Consider the following 22,334-nt stretch of genomic DNA (forward strand, 5'->3'; position numbering starts at 1 on the left):
CGTCTGAGTAAGGAAGCAGAAGGATCAGCGGGCGCGGACCTGGTTGTAGCGCTCGGTGATGGCGGGGCCGTGGGTATCCCAGAACTCCGAGTTCAGGAAGATGCTTTTCTTCAGGCGCTCGGTGGTCGAAGGCAGGCGCTCAAGCCGCTTGGCGTCGATCAGGGGCAGGGCCTGCTCGGTGGTCGGACCGTAGGCGATGTACTTGCTGAATTCGGCCTGGTGCTTGGGCTGGATCATGTAGTTCAGCAGCTTGATCGCCGCGTCGCGGTTGGGCGAGCCCTTCACGATGGCGAAGTAGCCGACCTGGGCGATGCTGTCGCCCCAGCCCATGGCGATGGGCAGGCCCGAGTCGATGCCGGCCTGGAAGCGGCCGTTCCAGCCCAGCGCCATCACGACTTCGCCGGTTCCCAGCGCGTTGACGGGTTCGGCGCCGCTCTTCCACCAGCGGGCGACGTGGGGCTTGATCTCTTCGATCTTCTTGAACGCGCGGTCAAGGCCCTCGGGCGTGGCCAGCACCTTGTACACATCGGCGGGCGGGACGCCGTCGGCGATGAGCGCCGCCTCGATCACCGTGGCGGGATCGTCCTGCAGGGTCCGCTTGCCGGGGAATTTCTTCACGTCCCAGAAGTCGGCGAAGGTGCTGGGTTGCGGCTTGCCGGCGGGGAAGGCCTGGGTCGAGAAGCCGATGTTGGTCGAGAAGATTTCCGACGGCACGCCATAGTCGTTGCGGGCACTGGGGATTACGTGGTCCTGGTTGACCATCTCCGGCGTGATCTTCTCGAAGACGCCCAGCTTGATGCCGCGCGTCAGGCGGGCGCTGTTCTCGGTAACCACATCCCATGTGACCGACTTGGTGTCGATCATGGCGCGGATCTTGGCGACCTGCGGATCGGTGTCTTCGTGGACGGTAATGCCGGTTTCCTTGGAGAAGGGCTTGAGCCAGGCGTCGCGGATCGCGCCCTGGTAGTTGCCGCCCCAGCTGGCGAAATTGAGTTCTGCCGCTTGCGCCACGCCAGTCGCCATCGCCAATGCTGCGGCCACGGCGCATGTGGCGTTCTTCCATTTGAAATTCATTGCTTGGACTCCGTTCATTAAAAAAACGCGGTGGGCAGACCTGCCCCGATCCTGGGCATATCGCCTCAGCAAGTCCTTGGCATGCAAATTGCATGCCAACGGTATGCCAAACATTGAAATTCGCTTTTTTCGGAGTCCTTCAGATGCGCGACGTAGACCTCAATTCCGACCTGGGAGAGAGCTTTGGCCACTACAAGATTGGTGCGGACGAGGCCATGCTGGACCTCATCACGTCGGCCAACGTGGCTTGCGGTTTTCACGGTGGTGATGCATCGGTCATGCACCAAACTGCGGCATCCGCGCTAAAGCGGGGCATCGATGTGGGCGCCCATCCGGGGTTCAACGACCTGTGGGGATTCGGCCGGCGCAAGATCGTCGGCGACAGCCCTCAGGCCATCGGCGACATGCTCGCGTACCAGATCGCCGCGATGCAGGGCATGGCCCGCGCCGCGGGCCATCGCGTGACGCATGTGAAGGTGCACGGCGCGCTGGCCACGCTGGCCTTCGAAGACCGGGCGCTGTCAGAGGCGCTGACCTGGGCCATGCGCACGCTCGATCCGGAGTTGGTGCTGGTCTGCACGCCGCACAACGAGACCGAGCGCGCCGCGCGCCGGGCCGGCATCCGCGTGGCCTGCGAGGTGTTTGCCGACAGGCTCTATGGCGACAATGGCCTGACGCTGCCGCGCAGCGAGCCCGGGGCGGTGATTCACGATCCGGCCGCGGCCGCCGCGCAGGCGGTGCGCATGGTGCGCGAGCAGGCGATCCGCACGGTGGGCGGCAAGGTGGTCGCCATGCCGGTGCACACGATCTGCGTGCATGGCGACAATCCGCAGGGCGTCGACATCGCGCGGGCTGTGCGTCAGGCGCTGCAGGAAGAGGGCGTGCGCCTGCGGCCGATCTCGCAGATGGATTTTCAGTAGGGCGCGTCTTTTTGCGCCTGCCGGATCAACGTCTTCAGCACGGTCGCAAAGCGCTTGGCGGTGCTCGATAGCGGGCTGCTGGCCGAATGCAGCAGATGGATGGCGTGGCTCAGGGCGGGTTCGGTGGGAAGCAGCACGAAGTCCTTGCCGAAGCTGGGGTGATAGCCGAACGATTCGATCAGCGCCACGCCCACGCCTTGGCGCACGAGCGCCAGCGCCTCGGGCGTCGAGCGGATTTCGATCTGCGGCTGCACCGGCGCGGGGCCGGAGTTCAGAAAGCGGCTGGCAAGCCGCCCGAAGGGCGTGTCGGCGCCATAGCCGATCAGCAGATGACCTTGCAGGTCTTCGGCGCGAACGCGCCTGCGCACCGCCAGCGGATGGCCGCGCGGCACCGCGCAGCCCAGCCAGCCCTGGCCGATCTCTTCGCTGACGATATTGGCATTGACCGGTGGCGGCATCGACGCGATGCCGAAATCGGCCTGTCCCAGCAACAGATGCGGCAGCAGCGCGTCAAAGGCCAGCGGCCGGTAGCGGATGGGCGTGTCGGGATGCCGCTCGCGGAACTTCTGGATGGCGTGCGGGATGAGCCATTCGCTGAAGCTGGGGCTGGACACCAGACTGACCGTGCCTGCCGAGCCTGCGCCCAGCGCGCCCGCCAGGGCATTGAACCGGTTGACGCGGCCGAAGATCTCTTCGGCCTCGACAAACAGGCGCCGGGCCTCCGGGGTGGGGTGCAGCCGCCCCTTGACGCGTTCGAACAGCCGATAGCGCAGCCGGTTCTCGGCCGAGGCCAGCACGCGGCTCACGGCGGGCTGCGTGACGGACAGCATGCGGCCCGCCTCGCTGAGCGAGCCGGTCAGCATCACGGCGTGGAAGACCTCGATCTGGCGAAGCGTCAGCGCTCCGGGCGCCGAGGGAAGGGGGCCGGCCATAGGGAAGGGGGCGTAAGTGGAAGGGATGTCAGCGCCAGCCATTTTATGGCCTGCAGGCCGGCGCGGCGTGCGCGCCACACGGGTGCCATGACGTTTTGCGCGCAGCCCATTACTAAATGCACAGTCCCGCGGCCGGCTGGAGCCTTGTCCGGCGGCGGCAAACCCTTTGTTTTCAAGGGTTGCGGGCCCGTTTTACGGCTCGCCGCGATCCGCGTCCCGCCTGGCGGACGGTCTTCCCGCGGCCGGGCGCGCACGTCATGCTGGCGTCGGATATCGCTCACACAACCCAGGATTACCACATGTCCCGCATCGTCACCGTCGCTGCCGCCCAATTGGGTCCGATTCAACGTTCCGAAGGGCGCGACGTGGCGATCGGCCGCATGGTCCGGCTGATGGAGCGCGCGCATCAACGCGGCGCCCAGGTCGTGGTGTTTCCGGAACTTGCGCTGACGACCTTCTTTCCGCGCTGGTACTGCGAGGACCTTGACGAGGCGGATGCCTGGTTTGAGCCCAGCCTGCCGTCGCCCGCCACGCAGCCGCTGTTCGACGCCATCAAGCGCTACGGCCTGATGGTGTACCTGGGATACGCGGAACTGGCCTGGGAACCGGACGAACGGGGCATCGTGCGCAAGCGCCGGTTCAATACGTCGGTTGTCATCGCGCCCAACGGCGAGATCGTGCTGAAGTACCGCAAGGTTCATCTGCCGGGGCACGCCGAGTTCGCCGAGCATCGCCAGGTCCAGCATCTGGAGAAGCGCTACTTCGAAGTGGGCAACCTGGGATTCCCGGTGGTGCGCGCGCCCGTTGCGCCCGGCGTGGACGCGAACCTGGGCATGCTCATCTGCAACGACCGGCGCTGGCCCGAGGCCTGGCGCGTGCTGGGCCTGCAGCAAGTCGAACTCGTCATGCTGGGCTACAACACGCCCAGCCGCAACCAGGATAACCGCGGCTTCGAGGCGCATCACCTGCGCGTGTTGCACTCGCACTTGTCCATCCAGGCGGGCTGCTACCAGAACGCCACCTTTGCCGCGGCCGTTGCCAAGGCCGGCACTGAGGACGGCCATGAACTGTTGGGCCATTCCATCATCGTCAACCCCCAGGGCGAAATCATCGCCATGGCCGCGACCTGGGACGACGAGCTGATCGTCGCCGATTGCGACCTGGACCTGTGCGAATTGGGCCGCAGCACCGTCTTCAATTTCGCCAAGCATCGCCGTCCCGAGGCCTACGGCCGCCTGGTCGAGCAGACCGGCAGCGTCGCGCCCGCCGTCTGGACGCCTTCGGCTTAACCCGTCCGAATTTCCCTACCTTGCTGGATAGCCTCATGACCGCGATGCTTCTGCCTCCGACCATCGAACACGAAATGCTCGGCACCCTGCGCGTGCCGCAATACGCCGACGTGACCGCCGCCGCCGAGCGCCTGGCGCCCTACGTGCGGCGCACCATGCTGTTGCGCTCGCCGGCCCTGGACGAACGGGCGCAGGCGCCCATCTGGCTGAAGCTGGAAAACCTGCAGGTGACGGGCTCCTTCAAGGCTCGTGGCGCATTCAACGCTCTGCTGAACATGGGCCCGGCGCAGCGCGAGCGCGGCGTGGTGGCCTATTCCACCGGCAATCATGGCCAGGCCGTTGCCTGGGCCAGCCGCTGCCTGGGCGTGCCGGCCACCATCGTGATGCCGGTGGATGCGCCGGAAAACAAGGTCGAGAAGGCGCTGCGCCACGGCGCCAAGGTTGTGCGCTACGACCGCACGCGCGAAAGCCGCGAAGAGATCGGGATGCGCCTGCTGGCCGAGACCGGCGCCACGCTGCTGCCGCCTGGCGACCATCCTGACGTGCTGGCTGCACAGGGCACGCTGGCCCTGGAGGCGTTGCAGGATCTGCCGGCCGCGGCGCGGGCCAACCTTGGGCTCTTTGCCACGCCTTGCGGCGGCGGCGGCATGGCGGCGGGCTGCTCGCTGGTGCTGCGCGAGCTGGCGCCGCAGGCGCGGATGGTCGCGGTGGAACCGCACGAATTCGACGACACGGTGAGGTCCCTGGCCTCCGGCAAGCGCGAAACCAACCCCGCAGGCGCCAAGACCTTGTGCGATGCGTTGCAGGCTGCGACGCCGGCGGAACTGCCTTACGCGATCAACAGCCGCTGCCTGAGCGCGGCCGTGTCGGTGAGCGATGACGAAGTCGCCAGCGCCATCCGCTTTGCGCTGGACGAATTGCGCCTGGTGGTCGAGCCGGGCGGCGCGGTGGCGCTGGCCGCGCTGCTGGCGGGAAAGCTGTCTGCCGAAGGCCGCGACGCGGTCATCGTGCTGTCGGGCGGAAACATCGATCTGCCGCTGTTGCGTCAGATCGCACTGGACTGAGCGTTCGCGCGACCGTCCAGGCCGGCGGGGCCGCAAGCCCCGCCGCGTAGTACCGGCGTCGTTCAGGCGCCGTGCAAGATCCGCGGGGGACGCAGAGCCCGCGCGGCTACACCTATAACAGTCCAAGGAAGAAAACCATGTCCACGTTCCAAAGCAGCGCCAGGCGCTGGCTCGCGGCCGCGAGCGCAGTGATGAGCCTGACCGCGGTGTCCGCCGCCCATGCCGCCTATCCCGAGCATCCCGTGACGATCGTGGTGCCGTTCAATACCGGCACCACGCCCGACCTTGTATCGCGCCTGCTGGCCGCCGAAATGGCCAAGCAGACCGGCGGCAACTTCGTCGTGCAGAACCGCACCGGCGCATCCGGCATCATCGGCACGCAGGCGGTGGCCAATGCCGCGCCCGACGGCTACACCATCGGCTTTGCCAATGTGGCCACGCTGGCGATCAACCAAAGCCTGTACGCGAAGCTGCAGTACGACGCCGACAAGCAATTGGCGCCGGTCGCGCTGACCGGTTCCGTGCAGAACCTGCTGGCCGTGCGTCCGGGCCTGAACGTCAAAAGCGTCGCCGAGCTGATCGCCCTGGCCAAGAAGGAACCGGGCAAGCTGGTGGTGTCGTCGGGCGGCAACGGCACGACGGGCCATCTGAGCGCGGCGATGTTCGGCGCGATGGCGGGCGTGGAGTTCATGCACGTGCCTTACAAGGGCGGCGTTGAGGCGGACCTGGCCGTGCTGCGCGGCGAAGCCGACCTGGTGTTCGACAATATTTCGTCCATCGCCGCGTTCGTGGACCAGGGCAAGGTCGTGCCGCTTGCCGTGACCGACCTGCAGCGCGATCCGTCCATGCCCAATCTGGCGACGCTGGACGAGCAGGGGTTGAAGGGCTATCGCGCCGTGGCCTGGACGGGCTATGTCGCGCCCGCCGGCACCGACCCCAAGGTGCTGGACTACCTGAACGGCGCAATCAATAAGGCGCTGCAGTCGCCTGACGTTCAGGAAAAGCTCAAGACGCTGTCCTATGTGCCGAACATCGGCCCGCGCCAGCAGCTGTTTGACCGCGCACACGCCGAGCGTCCAGTCTGGGCGCAGGTGATCAAGCAAGCCAACGTCAAGATCGACTGAGCCTTATGAATCACGAACGCTACGATCTGCTGATCCGTGGAGGCACGGTGATCGACGGGACGGGCGCCGACCGCGTCCGGGCCGACGTGGGCGTGCGCGACGGCCGCATTGCGGCCATCGGCGACCTGGCGGGCGCCGTGGCCGACCAGGTGCTGGCGGCGGACGGCCGCATCGTGTCGCCCGGCTTCATCGATACGCACACCCACGACGACCGCTACCTGTCGATCGATCCCGGCATGCCCGCCAAGCTGAGCCAGGGCGTCACCACGGTGGTGACCGGCAACTGCGGCATCAGCCAGGCGCCGTGGCGTTCGGGCTGGCGCAGCGAGGTGCCTGCGCCTGTCAATCTGCTGGGCAACGACGCCGGCGATTTTCCGTACGAGACGTTCCGCGCCTATCTGGAAAACCTGGATCGCCACCCGCCCGCCGTGAACGCGGCCTGCCTGGTGGGACACACCTCGCTGCGCGCCGCCGCGATGGACGACCTGGACCGGCCGGCAACCGCCGCCGAGATCGAGTACATGCAGGCGCTATTGCACGAGGCCATGCAGAGCGGCGCCATCGGGCTGTCCACCGGCACCGCGTATCCGGCCGCCATGCCGGCGACGCTGGATGAACTGATGGCGGTGGCCAGCGTGCTGCGCGAGTATGGGGGGCTGTACGCCAGCCATATCCGCGATGAAGGCGATCGCATCTTCGCGGCGCTGGATGAAGCGTTTGCGGTGGGGGCGGCGGGCGGCGCGCCCGTGCTGATCTCGCACCACAAGCTGATCGGTCCACGCAACCATGGGCGTTCGGTGCAGACGCTGGCGCACATCGGCCAGGCCAGCCAGCGCCAGGAGGTGGCGCTGGATTGCTATCCCTACGTGGCCGGATCCACGATCCTGCGCAAGGACCGCCTGGCGGTATCCAGCCGGGTCATCGTGACCAAGTCCGTCCCGTATCCGCAGTACGCGGGGCGGGATCTGGACGATATTGCCCGCGACATGGGGCTGAGTCCGGAAGATGCAGTGGATGCGCTGCAGCCGGCGGGCGCCATCTACTTCATCATGGACGAGGCCGACGTCGAACGGATTCTTGCGTACCCGGGCACGATGATCGGTTCGGACGGCATGCCTCACGATCCCGCGCCGCACCCGCGTCTGTGGGGCACCTTTCCGCGGGTGCTGGGCCACTATTGCCGCGACGTCGGGCTGTTCACGCTGGAACAGGCGGTGCACAAGATGACCGGCAAGCCGGCCGCGTATTTCCGGCTTCCCGCGCGAGGGCGCATCGCCGAGGGTTTCGCGGCCGACATCGTGGTCTTCGACGCGGATGCCATTGCGGACACCGCCACCTGGGCCGCGCCCACCCGCCAGGCACAGGGTATCGATCACGTATTGGTCAACGGGCGTTTGGCGTGGAGCTTTGGCGCCAGCACGGGAACACATGCTGGCAGTGTCATACGACCGAAGTCGTGACGGAACGGCCCGAGCGCCTAGCCGATGACAGACGACTTGCCGCGCACATTCACCGGGGAGCCCGGCTCCCCCGTGAATTCCACTTCGATTCGGCAGGGCATGCCCATGTCCTCGCCTTGCAGGATGACGATTTCGCCTTGCGCTTTGCGGCCCAGGTCGCGCAGCATGCCGGCAAAGGCCGCGGCGGCTGCGCCGGTTGCCGGGTCTTCCAGGACGCCGCCAATGGCGAACGCGTTGCGCGCGTGGAACAGGGTATCGGTCTCGCTGAACACGAACGCGATGGTTCCGATGCAGTGGGTTTGCATGAAGCGGCGTCCTTGATCGAGGTCGTAATTCATGCGCGCCAGCGCGGCGCGTGAAATGAGCGGGACAATCAAGTGGTCGATCCCCGCGTTGGCCATGCAGGGCGCGAGCGTGGGATCCAGGTCGTCCATGGCGTAGCCGAAGAGTTCGAGCGCCTCGGTCAACAACCCTGGGCTGGCGAGTGCGCTGCGCGTCGGCGGCGAGCGCAGCACGCTTACCCATTCGCCATCCTGGATTCCTGCCGACACTTCAATTTGGGCATTCGCCAGGGCCAGCGGATACCGGGCCGGCCCAAAGGTCTGACCGAGCACCGCGCCTAGCGCGATGGTCGCATGCCCGCAAAAGGCGACTTCGGCTTCAGGCGAGTAGTACCGGGTGCGCCACGAGCCATCGCCGTTAGGACAGGAGAAGACCGTTTCCGAATAGCCGACCTCGGCCGCCACCCTTTGCATTTCCTCGGGCGAGGGCAGTTGATCCGCAAGAACGACGCCGGCGGGGTTTCCGCCTTGACCGTGGCTGGTGAATGCAGCGATCCGGTTAATGTGCATGAGGATTTCTCTTTTGTCGTGAGGTGGCAATTGGGTATGGGGGGTAAGAATAAGGCAATGTGTCGATGTTCCGCCGGGCGGTTTCAGGCGCAGGCCAAGCCCAAGCCCAGAATGGCGGCCATCGCGGCCAGCGTCCGGAGCCGCCGTGGCGCATAGCTGAGCGTGAGGGTGGTCAGGATCGCGCCGCACGACAGCATGCCCAGCCAGACCAGCGCCGCCACCGTGATGCCCCAGGCCTGCAGGCAGGCGGCCATCGCGGCAAGCGCCAGCAGCGCGGCGCTCAGACGCAAGCCGCACGTGATCCCGAAGGTTATGGTTTCGTGACCGGTTGCCTGTTCCTGATGCCGGTCCATTGCCAGCGCCAGGCAGGCAAAGGTGGCAAAGGCCAGCGCCAGCGCGGCCAGGGCTGCGATCGTGGTGCTCATGCAATCCCCATCGCCCAAGCCAGCGCTGCCAGCACGGCAATGCCGGTCACCAGCCAACGCCACGCATCCTGCGCCGCGAACACCCACAGCGCCGCCACCGTGTAGATCAGAAAGCTCAGCAGGCTGGCCACGACCACCCCGATCGTGGGGCTGACAAGGCCGCCCAGCGGCAGGATTTGAGCCAGGACGATCGCGCCCACCGTCGCCAGCGCGTAGCCGCCCAACACCGCGCAGAGCACGCGCGCCAGCACACGCCAGCGATGGCCTCGCGGCGCGGCCGTCACGCGCGCCTGCCGCGGGGCGGTCCAGTCCCCCGCGCGCAGGCGCCACGCCAGCACGGTGAACAGGCAGCCTAGCACCACGATGGTGGACTCCACCATTGCCGCCTGCCAATTGCCGCGACGCACATAGGCCAGCGCATGTTCCCCGGTGGTCAGCACGTTGGTCACGGGCAGCAAGAGGCACAGCAGCGCGGTGCAGGCAACCTGCTCGACCCAGGCGCGCCGCACCGGCCGCACGCAGGCATGCGCCAGGCTCAACAGCCAAACCAGGAAAAAGCCCCTGATCTCCCAGGCGTCGCGGCCGGGCAGCGCTGCCGGGAGCAGGCGGTTGGCGTGGAAGTAGGCGATGCAGGCCAGACTGGCTCCCGCAATCGCCGCCACGTTGAGTGCTTCGGCAATGCGGTAGAACGCTGGCGTGGCGGCGCCGAATTCGCTTTGGCCCTTGTTGCGCCGCTTGATGGTGTAGAGGACCGCTCCCGTCGCCATCATCAGCGTGCCCGCCAGTCCGCAGACGAAGTACAGCCACTTGATCGTCCAGCCTCCATACGAGGCCACATGCAGGCGCTCCATCACTTCATGTGCGGCGTCGCCCGCTTGCCGGCCAGCGGCGGGATGCAGGGCGGAGAACGCGCCGCTGGCGCCGTCGAACACGGCGCGTCCCGCAGGGCTGGTGAGATCGCGTATCGTGGCCGCGGAATCCGGCCGGCCATACACGCTGATGCGCTCCCGCGGCTGACCCGGACGCTCCACCATGATCATGCGGGCTGGGCTTGCCAGTGCCGTCTGGGCCGCTTGCAGCAGGGCACCCAATTGCTGGCGCGCCGGCAGGCCGCCGTCCAGCTGAGGGCGTGAGGGCAACGTGGCGGCCCCGGCTTGCGGGGCCCGCTGGGCAAGCTCTGCCTGCCAGCGCGCCGCCCCTTGCTCGCCATAGACCGCGCGGAGCGGGCCTGGCATGTAGCTGGTGTAGAAGATTGCCAGCCCGGTATAGGCGATCATCAGCTGGAACGGCAGCGTGAGTACGGCCGATGCGTTGTGGCCGTCAAGCCAGGCGCGCTGGCCGCGCCCCGGACGAAAGGTGAAGAAATCCTTGAAGATGCGCTTGTGAACAACGATGCCCGACAGCAGCGCTACCAGCATACCTATCGTCAGCCAGCCCACCAGCCAGAAGCCGAACGTGCCGGCATGCAGGCTGTAGTGCAGCGTCATGAAATGGCGACCGCCTTCGCTCTTGCGTCCCCAAGGCTGGGGTAGCAGGGAGCCGTCACGCGGATCCATCGCGGCCTCGTGCGTGACGCCCGCGTTGGTGCGCCACACCAGCCGCATCGCCTGCGTCGCCGCTTCGGGCAGCTCGATGCGCCAGAAACGCGCGTCGCCTTCCTGGTCAGCCAGAAAGCGCGAGGCCGCCGCCAGCACCGCCTCCTGCGGCAGCACGTGCGTCGCGGGCGGCAAGGCGGGTTCGGCCGTCATCCAGCGCGTAATCGGCTCCCGGAACACGCTGATGGTGCCCGCCAGGAAGATCAGGCACAGCAGCCACGCGCACACCAGTCCGCACCAGGTGTGCAGCCAGCTCATGCGCTGGCGCAGACCGGTCTTCATTGTCAGAACGTGCCCCGCAGCGTCAGCATGGCATTGCGGGGATCGCCGTAATGCACGCCGTTGACCAGGTTGCCGACGGCGCTGTAGTACGTCTTGTCGAAGATGTTGTTGAGGTTGACCGTGGCGGCCCAATTGCGGTTGATCTGATACTTCGCGTAGGCGCTCCACACCGCGCGTCCGCTGGCGTGCACGGTGGTGGCGCCGATCTGGCGCGACTGCCCGCTCTGCACGTTGACGCCGCCGCCCACCGTGAAGGCGTTCAAGTCGCCAGGCAATTGATACGTGGTCCAGAGCCGGAAGATGTGCTTGGGCGTGTACCACGCAAATGCCTGGCCTTCGCTGTCCTGGTCCTTCAGGTACTTGGTCGTGTTGAAGGTGTAGCCGGCAAAGAGGTTCCAGCCTGGGGTCAGCTCGCCGCTGATCTCCGCGTCAAAGCCCTGGCTGCGCACCTTGCCCGCATCGGTGTAGCAGAAATAGCCGGCAGCGCAGGTCGGGCTGGTGTTGAAATCGACCTGGGCGCGGTTGTTCTGGTTGATCCGAAAGAGCGCGAACGCGGTATTGACGCGGCCGTCCAGCAACTCGCCCTTCAAGCCCAGTTCGTAGCTTTCTCCTACGATCGGCTTAAGGGACTCACCCGCGGCGTTCACCTCGCTTTGCGGCTGGAAGATGTCGGTGTAGCTCACATACGTCGTCCATTGCGGCGACAGGTCCAGCATCAGGCCGGCATAAGGCGTGAAGTGGGTGTTGGCCTGCTTGGTCTGACCGTTGACGAGCTCGCCGGCGGTCGTCGTGTCGGTCGTCCAGACCCGGTTGGAACGGCTGAACCGGCCGCCCAGCACCAGCTTCAGGGGATCGGCCAGTTGCAGGCGCGTGGTGCCGTAAAAGCCCAGTTCGCGGTTCGAGCCGATGCGCGCCTCATCAGTGCCTGCGCGTATCTCGGCCGTGGTGGGCTCGGGCAGGTCCGGATTGAAGTTGAACGCGTTGAAGGTCGCGTAGTTGACCAGATACGCGTAGGACGTGTCGATCTTGGTGTGTCCGTAGTTGGCGCCCACCACCACCTCGTGGGTGCGGCCGAACGCACGGAACTTGCCGGTCAGATTCGCGTCCACGCCCGAGGTGTCGATGTCGGCCACGGTCCTGGCCACGCTGACGGTCGCCATCTGCGTCACGGGGTTCACCGCCCGGCTCGACGCGGTGTATTTCAGATACTGACTTTCCTGCACGTAGGCGCCGGTCATCTTGAAGCGCCAGTCGTCATTGAACGCATGCGTGAAGTCGGCGTAGAAGCCCTGGTTCGAGGTCTCCTGGCGGTTCCAGTTTGCGCCGAAGCTGGTGGACCGCTTGAAACCGACCTCTTCACCGTTGCTGTAGCGCGGCAGGCCCGACATCGAAGGGCGGCCTCGCAGGTCTTCGTAGCTGTAGCCCAGATTCACCTGCGTGCGCGGTGAGAAGTCGTATTCGACCGTGGCGTAGACGGTGGTGTTCTTCAGGTTCACCCGGTCCACGAATGAGTGTTCGTTCTGGCGGTCGATCAGGGCGCGGCCACGCAGGCTGCCGTCTTCGTTCAGCAAAGCGCTGCCGTCGACCTGCATGCCGTAACGGTCCCAGCTTCCGGCCTGGGTCTCGACCATGAAACGGTCTTCCTGCAACGGCCGTTTGCGCACCAGGTTCACCGCGCCGCCAGGCGAACCGGAACCTTGCAGCAGGCCGGCCGCGCCGCGCAGCACTTCGACGCGGTCATAAAACGCGGTGCCGCCCGAGTAGTTGCTGGCTCGGCCATACATGCTGCGTTCCAGCGGCACGCCGTCATACTGGATCACGCTGTTGTTAAAGCCGCGGGAATAGATGTATTTGCCGCCCTGCGGGCTCTGTTGCAAGGTCACGCCGGTGGTGTTTTCCAGCGCGTCGTACACCGAGGTCAGGTTTTGCTCGTCCAGGCGTTGGCGTGTCACCACGCTGACCGATTGCGGAATGTCGCGCAGCTGCTGCTCGCCCTTGCCGATGGTGACCGCCGACGTGGTGTAGGAGCCGGTGCCTTCGGTCATGAGGCGGTACTCCTGCCCCGTCACGGTGACCGGTTCGAGCAGGGCCGCGCCGCCGCCGGGCAGGCGCCGCACGGCATAGCCGCCGCTGGAAAGCCTGACCCCCTCGAATCCGGTACGGGACAACAATGCGCTCAAACCGCGCCCGGCGCTCCAGCGTCCTTGCAGACCCTCGGTTCGCAGCCCGCTCACCTGCGCAGCATCGAACGACACATTCACGCCGGCGGCGCGGGCAAACTGGTTCAGCGCCGGCTCCAGCGGCCCGGCGTCGATGGCGAAGGTGTATTCCGTTTCCTGCGCGGCAACACCGGCCTGCGCCTGGACAGCGGGTGCAATGAAGCCTAGGGCGGCGCCGCATAGCAGGCCGGAAAGAACGGTGGACAACACGGTCGGGACGGGCGTCAGGCGCGCCGTCCTGGAGGTACGAGCGAGGGTCATTGCGAAATCTTGATAGGCCAGGTTGAAAGATGTCTTTCCCTGTAGGCCGGTCGAAAACGCAAATCCCCTCACTTTTCATGAAAAAAAATCGTGGCAGCCGAAAAACCGGGCGGGCAAGGGCTTCACGCGGGCCCGACGGCAACCCAGTAGCGGGTCCTGTAGCGCAGCCGGATCGGCAATGTCTGGGCCAGGAACGCAAGCGTCCGATCGGTGTCGTTCACATGATAGGTGCCCGACACGCGCAGATCGGCGACCTCCGGCGCGCAACTGATGCGGCCATGGCGGTATCGCGACAATTCGGCCAGCAGGTCCGCCAGCCTCATGTCCGTGCCCTCGATCGCGCCGTCCAGCCAGGCATCGGCCACCATGGCAGGCTTGCTCATCAGCCGTGCGCCCAGGCGGTCCAGCTGGGCGATCTGGCCTGTCTCGGCGATCACCGGGGCGGCGCCGTCGGCGGGCCGCAGCGCAACCGCATGCTGCTGCACGCTGACCCGGGCGCAATCGTCGTCCAGTCGCACCACGAATCGTGTGCCCAGCGCCTGGACCGCGCCGTACGGCGTCTGCACGAGGAACGGCCGCTTGATGGGTGACAGCGCATCGGCGCCGGTCTGGATCGAGATCTCGCCGCGATAGAGCACGAGCACGCGGTTGTTGCCTTCCATCCGGACACTCACCGCGCTGTCGGTGTTCAGCGCCAGGATGGTGCCGTCCTCCAGTGTCAGGCGGTCGCGCACGCCCACGCCGGTGCTCACGTCCGCCAGCATGCGCTGCCATGGGGTGTGCTCGCGCACGGCCCAGCCCGTGCCCGTCAGCCCGCCCAGCAGCAGCATGCCCTTGACCAGGGCACGGCGCTGCTGCCGCCGCGCGTCGTGCGCCGTTCCCATGGCGATGAGCGTGTCCAGCGCCAGCCCCTGCGGCACGGCGGTGAAGTCGGCATTCAGCGCCTGCATGCGCAACCAGGCCCGCTCATGCAAGGGCGCCGCGCGGCGCCAGCGCTCGAAGGCGGCACAGGTGTCAGGATCCGGTGAGCCGAAGTTCAGCTTGACGGACCAGGCGATGGCCTCATCGACCACGGCGGCAGGAATCGCGGCAGCCTCGCTCACGCGTCACCAAACCGGAAGGCATAGCATTGGCGCAAGCCCGCCGCCACGTAACGCTCGGCGGTGGCAAGGGACACGCCCAGACGTTCGGCGATCTGTGGGCAGCGCATGCCCTCCAGTTGCGCCCACAGAAACGCCTGGCGCACCTTCGGCTTGAGGGAATCCAGCATCTGATCGATCTTGATGAGCGCCTCAAGCACCAGCATCCGGTTCTCTGGCGACGGCGCCAGTTCTTCGGGTGTGCGCTCCAGCACCGCGAGCCAGGTCCGCTCGAGCTCGCGGCGGCGCCAGTGGTCCACCAGCAGCCCGCGCGCGATCGTACTGAGATAGGCGCGCGGCTCGCGCGTCTCGATCACCGCCGGCCGGCCCAGCAAGCGCAGGAAAACGTCGTGAGCCAGGTCGGCGGCGTCGGAGGAATTACCTAGTTGCTTGCGTATCCAGCCCCGCAGCCATCCGTGGTGGTCCGCATAGAGCGTCTCGACTTGGGCCTGCTTGGTAGGGGACATCGCATACGTTTGCAAATGATAATTATTCTTTATTGTAGAGAACTGCCGAGGCGCAGGCAAGGCGCGAAGTCACACATCAAATCGAGCGCAGACGACCGTCCGCAACCCATCTGCCAAAAAATGGACTCCGTCTCAAAAGCTCATTTCATGCTCAAAAGCCGCCGCAGTTCGGGAACCCTTTCCTTCGCGACGTTGCGCAGTTCATCGACCAGTTGCTCCGTTGCGGGGCTTCGGCGTTTGCCTTTGGGAAACACTAGTCCGTAGTGCAGCTTGACCGTGGGGCGGAATTTTCTGACGGCAATGTCCAGATGCCGCTGCGCGAGCGTGGCCATGGGGTCGGCCAGCGCAATGCCGCAGTTCATGGCCGCCAGCTGGATGGCCATGGTGCTGAAGGAGACTTCGAGCTCGCTGTGCGCGGCGGCGTTGGTGGCTTCGAAGGCGGCCAGGCAACGCTGTTCAAGAATGCTGCGGCGGCCCAGGCTGATGTAGGGCTCGGTCTGCAGGTCTTCGGGACCGATCTGCGAGCGCCCGGCGTACGGATGACTGGGGTGCATGACGGCGACGATTTCGCTTTGACATAACAGCTCGGTTTCGATGGCGGGGTGCTCCAGGGGAAGCTGGACCAGGGCCAGGTCGAATTGCTGCTGCGCCAGCCACCATTGCAGCTCGGCGGGCATGCGCGCGTTGAGCGCAGCGGTGAAATCGGGATTCTTCAGGCGGCAGCGGCCCACGGCCTCGATGGCCAGCCCGTCGATGATGTGGTTGGCGGCCAGGACTCGGACGCGGTCGCGACGGCCCTGGCGCATGTCTTCGGCGTAGTCGGCCACGGCGTCCTGGGCGCGCAGCAGGCCGTAGACGCGCTTGTAGAACTCATGGCCGTCGTCGGTAAGTTCCAGGCGGCGGCCGGTCTTGCGCAAGATTTCGAAGCCGGCTTCTTCTTCCAGCTGCGCCAGCAGGCGGCTGACCTGGGGCTGGGTGCGGTGCAGGCGCAGCGCTGCCTGGGCGACGCTGCCGCCTTCGACGAACGCGTGCAGCGCTTCGTAGGCGCGGTAATTCATGCAGACTTCCCTTCGCTGAAATACATGCGTTTGGTGCAAGTATTCGATCAAATTTCGAAATTGAATTATATGTCCGCAGCTTTCAGAATTTCTCCCTGAGGCCGTCGTTGAAGGCGCGCGGGTAACAAGGGAGTGATAGGCGGTGAGTCAGGATCCGATTGTTGTGTGGGGGGGCGGCGCGATTGGCGGCGTGGTGGCAGCAAAGCTGGCGGATGCAGGGCAGGATGTGCTGCTGGTGGACGTGGTGCCCGAGCATGTGGAGGCCGTGCGCACGCGCGGGCTGGAGATTGTCGGTCCGGACGGCAAGAGCACGTTTTCGCGGATGAAGGCCTGCCTGGCCTCCGAGGTGGACGGGACGTATTCCCGGATCATGCTGTCAGTGAAAGGGCAGCACACCCGCCCGGCGATGGCGTCGATCGCGCCGCGACTGGCCGCGGACGGGTGGGTGCTGGCGCTGCAGAACGGCCTGACCGAGGCGACGATCGCCAGCGTGGTCGGGCAGGCGCGCACGCTGGGCGCGCTGGTGAATTTTGCGTCGGACTACGTGGGGCCGGGCCGCATCCAGTTCGGCGGCCTGGGCAGCCTGCGCGTGGGCGAGATCGACGGCGGCGACACGGTCCGTTCGCGTCAGGTGGAAGCGCTGCTGCGCCAGGTGGATCCGCAGTCGGGCTGGACGGACCGCCTGATGGGCTACAAGTGGAGCAAGGTGGCCATCGGGTCGCTGCTGTTCACGACCGCGATGTCGAACGACACGATCGTGGAGCAGCTGGGCAACCGGCAGTATCTGCCGCTGTGGCGCGCGCTTTGCCGCGAGGTGGTGACGGTGGCCCGCGCCAGCGGCGTGGACCCGGCGCCGTTTGACGGCTTTGCACCGGATGCCTTCACTGCGTCGGCTAGCGTGGACGATGCCTGGGCGCAAATGCAGCAGATCACGGATCACTGCCGCCGCTGGGTGGGCAAGCCGCGTAGCGGCGTGTGGCGCGACCTGGCGGTGCGCAAGCGCCCGACCGAGGTGGATCCGCAGATCACGGACATCGTGGCCCATGGCCAGGCCGCCGGCATCGACACGCCGACGGTGTCGCGCCTGATCGCGATGATCCGCGAGATGGAGGCGGGCACGCGCGATTTCGGCAACGCCAACCTGGACGCGCTGATGGAAACCGCGGCATGAGCGCGGCCGATTTTTCGGACCGCCACGTGCTGGTGACAGGCAGCAACGGGCACTTCGGGCGCGAGCTGGTGCAGGCTTTTGCACTGGCGGGCGCCAGGGTGACCGGGGCTGACCGCGCTCAGGAAGCCGCTTGTGTCGGGGTAGGGCATCACATCGAATTGGACGTCACCGACTGCGCAGCCATCGAGCGCTTGGTCGCGGGCTGGGACGATCAGTCCCTGCCCCATGTGCTGGTGAACAACGCGGCGATCTTTCCGTTCGCGGACATCCTGGATGCGCCGCCGGAATTGTGCCGCGCAATCCTGGATGTGAACCTGCTGGGCCCCTTGCAGTTGATCCAGGCGCTGGCGCGGCGCTGGATCGCCGCGGGCATCCGCGGGTCGGTGGTCAACGTGAGCTCGGCGTCGGCCGAGGTGGCCCGAGGCAATGGCGCGATCTATGGGCCATCCAAGGCGGCGCTGGAGCAGACGACGCGCATTCTTGCGGTGCGGCTTGCCCCGCACGGCATCCGCGTCAACGCCGTCCGTCCGGGGCTGGCGCAGGGCGAAAACAGCCCCGTGCTGCCGCCCGCCCATCTGGAGAGCATCGCGACCGCGATCCCGCTGGGACGCATGATCCGGCCTGGCGAACTCTCGCGGGCGGTGCTGTTCCTGGCCAGCGACGCGGCGTCGTTCACGACGGGCCAGGTGCTGTCGGTGGATGGCGGGGGCGGCATCAACCGGCGTGCCGCAACCTAAACGATAAAGACGAATGATCAAGGAGAAATCAGATGGACACCTCCATGCGCGCAATCACGATGCACGACGACAGCCGTATTTCATTTCCGGCGTACGCATGGCCCGAGGGCAAACGTTGCGCGGTGGCGTTCACGCCGGACCTGGACGCCGAGTCCCCGTACTTCTGGACCGCGCGCGACAAGCAGCCGGTGGCGCTGGGCGAGCTGGAGCAGCGCCGGTATGGCCCGCGGCAAGGCGTGGCGCGGATCCTGGCGCTGCTGGACAAGTGGGGAATCAAGGGCGCGTTCTACGTGCCGGGCGTGGTGGCCGCGACCTATCCCGATCTGCTTCCCATGCTGCTGAAGGCAGGGCATGAGGTGGGCTACCACGGCTATTTCCATGAGCGGCTGGATACGCTGGACGACGCCACGCTGGACGATTACCTGGGACGCAGCATCGAAGTCTTCCGGCAGCAGACGGGGACGGCCTGCCGCGGCTACCGCGCCCCGTCGTTCGAGCATTCGCCCGCCAGCCTGGCGGCGCTGCGCCGCGCGGGCGTGGCCTACGACAGCTCGCTGATGGGCTTCGATCATCCGTATTCGATCGACGGGCTGGTGCAGGTGCCGGTGACCTGGACCATCGACGACGCGCTGTACTTCCGCTACACCAACGGGCCGCGCGACAAGACGCACCCGGCCAATCCGAACGCCGTGCTCGAAAGCTGGATCGAGGAATTCGAGGGCGTGCGCGAATGGGGCGGACTGTGCATGATCACCGTCCATGACTGGATCTCGGGCCGGGCGCAGCGCCTGCGCCTGCTGGACAAGTTTTTCAGCCATATCGCCAACGCCGAGGGCGTGTGGTGGGCGACGCCGATGCAATTGCACGACTATCACCGCGCGTCGGCCAACGCCGGCCGGTTCGAGGTCAGCGCGCACGTGGGCCGGTTTGCGCCGGATTCCAACAAATAAATCGACAAGGGGAAATCATGAACGAAAAACGTCGCGCCCTGTGCGCACATCTGGCCGGGCTGCCGCTGCTGTCGCTGGCGGGCGCGGGCGCCATGCCCTGGCGAAGCGCGCAGGCCGCACCCGGCTATCCGGACAAGCCGGTGTCCGTCGTGGTGCCGTTCGCGCCCGGCGGGAACACCGACATCGTGGCGCGCATGATCGGTACCGGGCTGGCCAAGCGGCTAGACGCCAACATCGTGGTGGAGAACAAGGCCGGCGCTGGCGGCAACATCGGGGCGGCGACCGTGGCGCGGGCCAAGCCCGACGGCTACACCGTGCTCTACAGCACGGCCAGCACCTACGCGATCAACCCGCACATCTACGCGAACCTGCCCTTTGACCCGGTCAAGGCGTTCGAGCCTTTGGCCGTCACTATCCAGGTGCCCGTGGTGCTCGTCGTCTCGGCCAGCTCGGGGATCAAGTCGCTCAAGGACCTGATGGCGCACGTCAAGGCCAATCCCGACAAGGCCAGCTTCGGCTCCAACGGTAACGGCACGTCGAGCCACATCGCGTGCCACGTGCTGGCGCAGAAGATGGGCGTGCCCAATCTGCTGCACGTGCCGTACAAGCAGGGGCCGCAAGTGTTGACCGACCTGACCGGCGGCCAGCTCACGTTCGCCTTCGACGCATGGTCGGTGCTGGGTCCGCAGGTCAAGGCGGGACGGCTGGTCGCGCTGGCCGTGTCGGGCACGGAACGGCTCAAGGCCGCGCCCGAGATCCCGACGGTCGCCGAGGTCCTGGAGACGGACTACGACATCGTGACCTGGAACGCGTTCTGCCTGCCCAGCGGCGTGCCAGCGGAGATTGTCGCAAAACTACGCGAGGCGGTGCAGGGCACGATGGAGGATCCCGCGATCCGTTCCCGCCTGGAGAACGAAGGCGTGCCGCCTTACGCGCCCATGTCCCAGGCAGAGCTGGACGCGTTCTTCAAGCGTGAGTACGAGAAGTGGGGCGCGCTGGTGAAGCTGGTCGGCGCTACCGGGATCGCGTGATGGCCACCCGTGACGCTGACACGCGCACCACGCTCGCCGACCTGCAGGACTTGAAGACCGAGCTTACGGCGCTGCGCCGCGCGCTGCACCAGCAGCCCGAACTGGCGTTCCAGGAGCACGCCACGTCGGCCCGCGTGGCCGGGCTACTGGCGCAATGGGGCTACGAGGTCGTCACGGGCCTGGCGGGCACGGGGCTGGTGGCCACGCTGACTGCTGGCGCCGGGAGCCGGCGATTGGGTCTGCGCGCCGACATGGATGCGCTGCCCATCGCCGAGACGACGGGGCTTGCCTATGCCAGCCAGGCCGAAGGGCGCATGCATGCGTGCGGGCACGATGGCCACATGGCCATGCTGCTGGGCGCGGCCCGTCATCTGGCGCGCACGCGGAATTTCTCGGGCGTGCTGCACCTGATTTTCCAGCCCGCCGAAGAGCGTGGGTTTGACAGCGGCGCCAAGCGCATGGTCGAGGAGGGGCTATTCAAGCGCTTTCCGTGCGATATGGTGCTGGCCATGCATAACCATCCGGGGGCGCCCGTGGGACATTTCCTGTCGCGCACCGGGCCGTTCATGGCCGCAGGCGACCGGGTGTTCGTGAAGGTCATCGGCAACGGCGGACATGCCGCGCGGCCACATCTGGCGACCGATCCGGTGGTCGCGGCCGCGGCCATCGTGATGGCGCTGCAGACGGTCGTGTCGCGCAATATCGATCCGTCGCAGGCGGCCGTGGTGTCCGTGGGCCGGCTGCGTGCCGGTGACGCGCTGAACGTAATTCCGGGCGAGGCCGAGATCGGCATCTCGGTGCGCTCGTTCAGCCCGCAGGTGCGGGCGCGGTTGCGCGAGCGCATCGTGCAGGTTTGCACATCCACCGCGGAAAGCCACGAGGCCAGCGTGAAGATCGACTACGTGGAGGGCTATCCGGTCGTCGACAATGCCGACGCGCCCACGGCGCTGGCGCTGGCCGTAGCCCGCGAGCTGGTGGGAGAAGATCGGGTGACGGGAGATATGCCGCCGTTGATGGGCAGTGAAGACTTCGCGTATATGCAGCAGGCCATTCCGGGCGCACTGGTGCGGCTCGGAAACGGGCCCGCCAGCGGTGGGCGCGCGTTGCATAACGCTAATTACGACTTCAACGACGACAACCTGTGCGTGGGCGCGGCTTTTTGGAGTCGGCTGGCGGAGACTTACTTGCGAGATGCGTGCTGAGTTTCTCCCGTCGCGTCTTGCCCGGTGTTTAGTCCATCCGCACGCCGGCCTGCTGCGCCAGCTTGCCCCATTTCTGGCTCTCGTTCCGAATGAAGACGGCGAACTCCTCGGGCGTGCCTCCCATCGGATCGGCGCCTTGTCCTTTGATAAACGCGTCGACCTCGGGTGTGCGCAACACGCGGCCCAGCGCGGCGTTGATCTTCTCCACCACATCTCGGGGCAGCTTGGCGGGCCCCATGATGCCGTACCAAGTCCCACTGATCACATCTGGCAGGCTTTCCTCGGCCGTAGTGGGTACCTGAGGCAGAGTGGAGATGCGATTGGAGGATGTGACCGCCAGAGCGCGTAGCCGGTCGTCGGCAATGAAGGCGGACACGGCGGGCGCGTCCGCGACCATCATGTCCACGGTACCGCCGATTACGTCGGCAATGGCGGGCGCGGCGCCACGGTAGGGGATATGTGTGATGGACACGCCCGCGGAACGCTTAAGCAATTCCGCGCCGAGTTGCGTGGTGGTGCCATTGCCCGCCGACGCGAAGTTCAGCGTATCGGGCTTTGCCTTGGCTGCCCCGAGCAGGCTTGAAAGCGATGTGTAGGGGCTTTTGGAGGCCACCACCACGACCTGCGGCGTGTTCACCGCCAAGCCGATGGCGACGAGATCCCGGTCTGGGTTGTAGCTCACGTTCTTCGTGATGGCGGGAATGATCACCAGTGCGCCCGTCGACGAGAAGAGGATGGTGTGGCCGTCGGAGGCCTTGGCCACTTCGGCGGCTCCAAGTGTGCCGCCCGCGCCGGCGCGATTCTCCACGATCACCGTCTGTCCCAGCTCGGGACCCAGGCGCGCGGCGATAAAGCGGGCCAGCGCGTCGGCGGGGCCTCCCGGCGCGAACGGGACGATCAAACGAATCGGTTGTCTTGGCCAAGATGCCGGTTGGGCTTGAGCAGGCGAAGAGAGCAGCAGTCCGCCGCAGGCGATCAAACTGGCCAATATGGCCGAGACGGCGCGGCGCCGAGCTGGAATCCGGGGATTTGTCATGTTGTCTCCTGTTATTGATCTATTTGGCCGCCGTGACGCCGGCAGCC

At 66.5% G+C, this 22,334-nt stretch carries 20 protein-coding genes; 10 read left to right on the forward strand and 10 right to left on the reverse strand.

All coding sequences use genetic code 11. The annotated features are described in order from the left end of the window. Positions 1 to 24: 24 nt before the first annotated feature. Positions 25 to 1,074, reverse strand: a complete 1,050-nt coding sequence (locus ASD87_RS14955; protein ID WP_056323009.1) for an ABC transporter substrate-binding protein — start codon at positions 1,072 to 1,074, stop codon at positions 25 to 27. 143 nt (positions 1,075 to 1,217) lie between these two features. On the opposite strand from ASD87_RS14955, the gene ASD87_RS14960 reads away from it, so the two are divergent. Then, positions 1,218 to 1,994: a LamB/YcsF family protein gene (locus ASD87_RS14960; RefSeq protein ID WP_056323012.1), complete on the forward strand. Its 777-nt coding sequence runs from the start codon at positions 1,218 to 1,220 to the stop codon at positions 1,992 to 1,994. Here ASD87_RS14960 and ASD87_RS14965 read toward each other — a convergent pair. Further along, positions 1,988 to 2,926 carry a LysR family transcriptional regulator gene (locus tag ASD87_RS14965; RefSeq protein ID WP_056323015.1) on the reverse strand — a complete coding sequence of 313 codons (939 nt, stop codon included), beginning with the start codon at positions 2,924 to 2,926 and terminating at the stop codon, positions 1,988 to 1,990. The two genes, ASD87_RS14960 and ASD87_RS14965, sit on opposite strands and share 7 nt — an antisense overlap. Before the next feature lie 299 nt (positions 2,927 to 3,225). Here ASD87_RS14965 and ASD87_RS14970 point away from each other — a divergent pair, with 299 nt between their 5' ends. From ASD87_RS14970 to ASD87_RS14985, 4 genes are all read left to right on the forward strand, one after another. Continuing rightward, complete coding sequence (locus tag ASD87_RS14970) at positions 3,226 to 4,215, forward strand: N-carbamoyl-D-amino-acid hydrolase (protein WP_056323018.1); 990 nt, start codon at positions 3,226 to 3,228, stop codon at positions 4,213 to 4,215. 35 nt (positions 4,216 to 4,250) lie between these two features. Beyond that, on the forward strand, positions 4,251 to 5,279 hold the full coding sequence (locus tag ASD87_RS14975) for a threonine/serine dehydratase (RefSeq protein ID WP_174245432.1): 1,029 nt from the start codon (positions 4,251 to 4,253) through the stop codon (positions 5,277 to 5,279). Between the two features lie 137 nt (positions 5,280 to 5,416). Further along, a complete protein-coding gene (locus tag ASD87_RS14980; protein ID WP_082586294.1) occupies positions 5,417 to 6,403 on the forward strand; it encodes a tripartite tricarboxylate transporter substrate binding protein in 987 nt (328 codons plus the stop codon). Between the two features lie 5 nt (positions 6,404 to 6,408). Next, the gene (locus ASD87_RS14985; protein ID WP_056323022.1) at positions 6,409 to 7,863 is read left to right on the forward strand and encodes an amidohydrolase family protein; all 1,455 of its coding nucleotides are present in this window, start codon (positions 6,409 to 6,411) and stop codon (positions 7,861 to 7,863) included. 17 nt (positions 7,864 to 7,880) lie between these two features. Here ASD87_RS14985 and ASD87_RS14990 read toward each other — a convergent pair whose 3' ends face one another. The 7 genes from ASD87_RS14990 to ASD87_RS15020 form a co-directional block, all read right to left on the reverse strand. Next, positions 7,881 to 8,714 carry a PhzF family phenazine biosynthesis protein gene (locus ASD87_RS14990; protein WP_056323025.1) on the reverse strand — a complete coding sequence of 278 codons (834 nt, stop codon included), beginning with the start codon at positions 8,712 to 8,714 and terminating at the stop codon, positions 7,881 to 7,883. Positions 8,715 to 8,797: 83 nt separating this feature from the next. Further along, complete coding sequence (locus tag ASD87_RS14995; protein WP_056323027.1) at positions 8,798 to 9,139, reverse strand: DUF3325 domain-containing protein; 342 nt, start codon at positions 9,137 to 9,139, stop codon at positions 8,798 to 8,800. Beyond that, entirely contained in the window at positions 9,136 to 11,016 is a 1,881-nt protein-coding gene (locus ASD87_RS15000) for a PepSY domain-containing protein (RefSeq protein WP_056323030.1), read from the reverse strand. Before ASD87_RS15000 ends, ASD87_RS14995 begins: the two co-directional genes overlap by 4 nt. Positions 11,017 to 11,018: 2 nt before the next feature. Beyond that, positions 11,019 to 13,496 (reverse strand): TonB-dependent receptor, encoded by a 2,478-nt coding sequence (locus tag ASD87_RS15005; RefSeq protein ID WP_056323032.1) that lies wholly within the window; start codon positions 13,494 to 13,496, stop codon positions 11,019 to 11,021. A 122-nt stretch (positions 13,497 to 13,618) separates the two neighbouring features. After that, on the reverse strand, positions 13,619 to 14,599 hold the full coding sequence (locus ASD87_RS15010; protein WP_056323035.1) for a FecR domain-containing protein: 981 nt from the start codon (positions 14,597 to 14,599) through the stop codon (positions 13,619 to 13,621). Next, positions 14,596 to 15,102 carry a sigma-70 family RNA polymerase sigma factor gene (locus ASD87_RS15015; protein WP_056323038.1) on the reverse strand — a complete coding sequence of 169 codons (507 nt, stop codon included), beginning with the start codon at positions 15,100 to 15,102 and terminating at the stop codon, positions 14,596 to 14,598. The genes ASD87_RS15010 and ASD87_RS15015 overlap by 4 nt, the downstream gene beginning before the upstream one ends. Positions 15,103 to 15,242: 140 nt before the next feature. Beyond that, on the reverse strand, positions 15,243 to 16,160 hold the full coding sequence (locus ASD87_RS15020; RefSeq protein ID WP_056323041.1) for a LysR family transcriptional regulator: 918 nt from the start codon (positions 16,158 to 16,160) through the stop codon (positions 15,243 to 15,245). Positions 16,161 to 16,302: 142 nt separating this feature from the next. Here ASD87_RS15020 and ASD87_RS15025 point away from each other — a divergent pair, with 142 nt between their 5' ends. The 5 genes from ASD87_RS15025 to ASD87_RS15045 are packed head-to-tail and all read left to right on the forward strand — an operon-like array spanning position 16,303 to position 21,251. After that, entirely contained in the window at positions 16,303 to 17,331 is a 1,029-nt protein-coding gene (locus tag ASD87_RS15025) for a ketopantoate reductase family protein (protein ID WP_082586295.1), read from the forward strand. Further along, positions 17,328 to 18,068 (forward strand): SDR family NAD(P)-dependent oxidoreductase, encoded by a 741-nt coding sequence (locus ASD87_RS15030; protein WP_056323046.1) that lies wholly within the window; start codon positions 17,328 to 17,330, stop codon positions 18,066 to 18,068. Before ASD87_RS15025 ends, ASD87_RS15030 begins: the two co-directional genes overlap by 4 nt. A gap of 32 nt (positions 18,069 to 18,100) precedes the next feature. Continuing rightward, on the forward strand, positions 18,101 to 19,018 hold the full coding sequence (locus ASD87_RS15035; RefSeq protein WP_056323047.1) for a polysaccharide deacetylase family protein: 918 nt from the start codon (positions 18,101 to 18,103) through the stop codon (positions 19,016 to 19,018). Positions 19,019 to 19,035: 17 nt separating this feature from the next. Then, positions 19,036 to 20,049 carry a tripartite tricarboxylate transporter substrate binding protein gene (locus ASD87_RS15040; protein ID WP_056323050.1) on the forward strand — a complete coding sequence of 338 codons (1,014 nt, stop codon included), beginning with the start codon at positions 19,036 to 19,038 and terminating at the stop codon, positions 20,047 to 20,049. Next, positions 20,049 to 21,251: a M20 aminoacylase family protein gene (locus tag ASD87_RS15045; protein ID WP_056323053.1), complete on the forward strand. Its 1,203-nt coding sequence runs from the start codon at positions 20,049 to 20,051 to the stop codon at positions 21,249 to 21,251. The genes ASD87_RS15040 and ASD87_RS15045 overlap by 1 nt, the downstream gene beginning before the upstream one ends. A gap of 28 nt (positions 21,252 to 21,279) precedes the next feature. Here the strand turns inward: ASD87_RS15045 and ASD87_RS15050 are convergent, their stop codons facing one another. Then, complete coding sequence (locus ASD87_RS15050) at positions 21,280 to 22,287, reverse strand: tripartite tricarboxylate transporter substrate binding protein (protein WP_162256782.1); 1,008 nt, start codon at positions 22,285 to 22,287, stop codon at positions 21,280 to 21,282. Positions 22,288 to 22,334: the final 47 nt, after the last annotated feature.

This window comes from Achromobacter sp. Root170 (assembly GCF_001428165.1).
Taxonomy (GTDB): domain Bacteria; phylum Pseudomonadota; class Gammaproteobacteria; order Burkholderiales; family Burkholderiaceae_B; genus Achromobacter; species Achromobacter mucicolens.

Bases quoted from the DNA above. Each gene is read 5' to 3' on its own strand.
- ASD87_RS14955 (WP_056323009.1), bottom strand. From the start codon at position 1,074: ATGAATTTCAAATGGAAGAACGCCACATGCGCCGTGGCCGCAGCATTG.
- ASD87_RS14960 (WP_056323012.1), top strand. From the start codon at position 1,218: ATGCGCGACGTAGACCTCAATTCCGACCTGGGAGAGAGCTTTGGCCAC.
- ASD87_RS14965 (WP_056323015.1), bottom strand. From the start codon at position 2,926: ATGGCCGGCCCCCTTCCCTCGGCGCCCGGAGCGCTGACGCTTCGCCAG.
- ASD87_RS14970 (WP_056323018.1), top strand. From the start codon at position 3,226: ATGTCCCGCATCGTCACCGTCGCTGCCGCCCAATTGGGTCCGATTCAA.
- ASD87_RS14975 (WP_174245432.1), top strand. From the start codon at position 4,251: ATGACCGCGATGCTTCTGCCTCCGACCATCGAACACGAAATGCTCGGC.
- ASD87_RS14980 (WP_082586294.1), top strand. From the start codon at position 5,417: ATGTCCACGTTCCAAAGCAGCGCCAGGCGCTGGCTCGCGGCCGCGAGC.
- ASD87_RS14985 (WP_056323022.1), top strand. From the start codon at position 6,409: ATGAATCACGAACGCTACGATCTGCTGATCCGTGGAGGCACGGTGATC.
- ASD87_RS14990 (WP_056323025.1), bottom strand. From the start codon at position 8,714: ATGCACATTAACCGGATCGCTGCATTCACCAGCCACGGTCAAGGCGGA.
- ASD87_RS14995 (WP_056323027.1), bottom strand. From the start codon at position 9,139: ATGAGCACCACGATCGCAGCCCTGGCCGCGCTGGCGCTGGCCTTTGCC.
- ASD87_RS15000 (WP_056323030.1), bottom strand. From the start codon at position 11,016: ATGAAGACCGGTCTGCGCCAGCGCATGAGCTGGCTGCACACCTGGTGC.
- ASD87_RS15005 (WP_056323032.1), bottom strand. From the start codon at position 13,496: ATGACCCTCGCTCGTACCTCCAGGACGGCGCGCCTGACGCCCGTCCCG.
- ASD87_RS15015 (WP_056323038.1), bottom strand. From the start codon at position 15,102: ATGTCCCCTACCAAGCAGGCCCAAGTCGAGACGCTCTATGCGGACCAC.
- ASD87_RS15020 (WP_056323041.1), bottom strand. From the start codon at position 16,160: ATGAATTACCGCGCCTACGAAGCGCTGCACGCGTTCGTCGAAGGCGGC.
- ASD87_RS15030 (WP_056323046.1), top strand. From the start codon at position 17,328: ATGAGCGCGGCCGATTTTTCGGACCGCCACGTGCTGGTGACAGGCAGC.
- ASD87_RS15035 (WP_056323047.1), top strand. From the start codon at position 18,101: ATGGACACCTCCATGCGCGCAATCACGATGCACGACGACAGCCGTATT.
- ASD87_RS15040 (WP_056323050.1), top strand. From the start codon at position 19,036: ATGAACGAAAAACGTCGCGCCCTGTGCGCACATCTGGCCGGGCTGCCG.
- ASD87_RS15045 (WP_056323053.1), top strand. From the start codon at position 20,049: ATGGCCACCCGTGACGCTGACACGCGCACCACGCTCGCCGACCTGCAG.
- ASD87_RS15050 (WP_162256782.1), bottom strand. From the start codon at position 22,287: ATGACAAATCCCCGGATTCCAGCTCGGCGCCGCGCCGTCTCGGCCATA.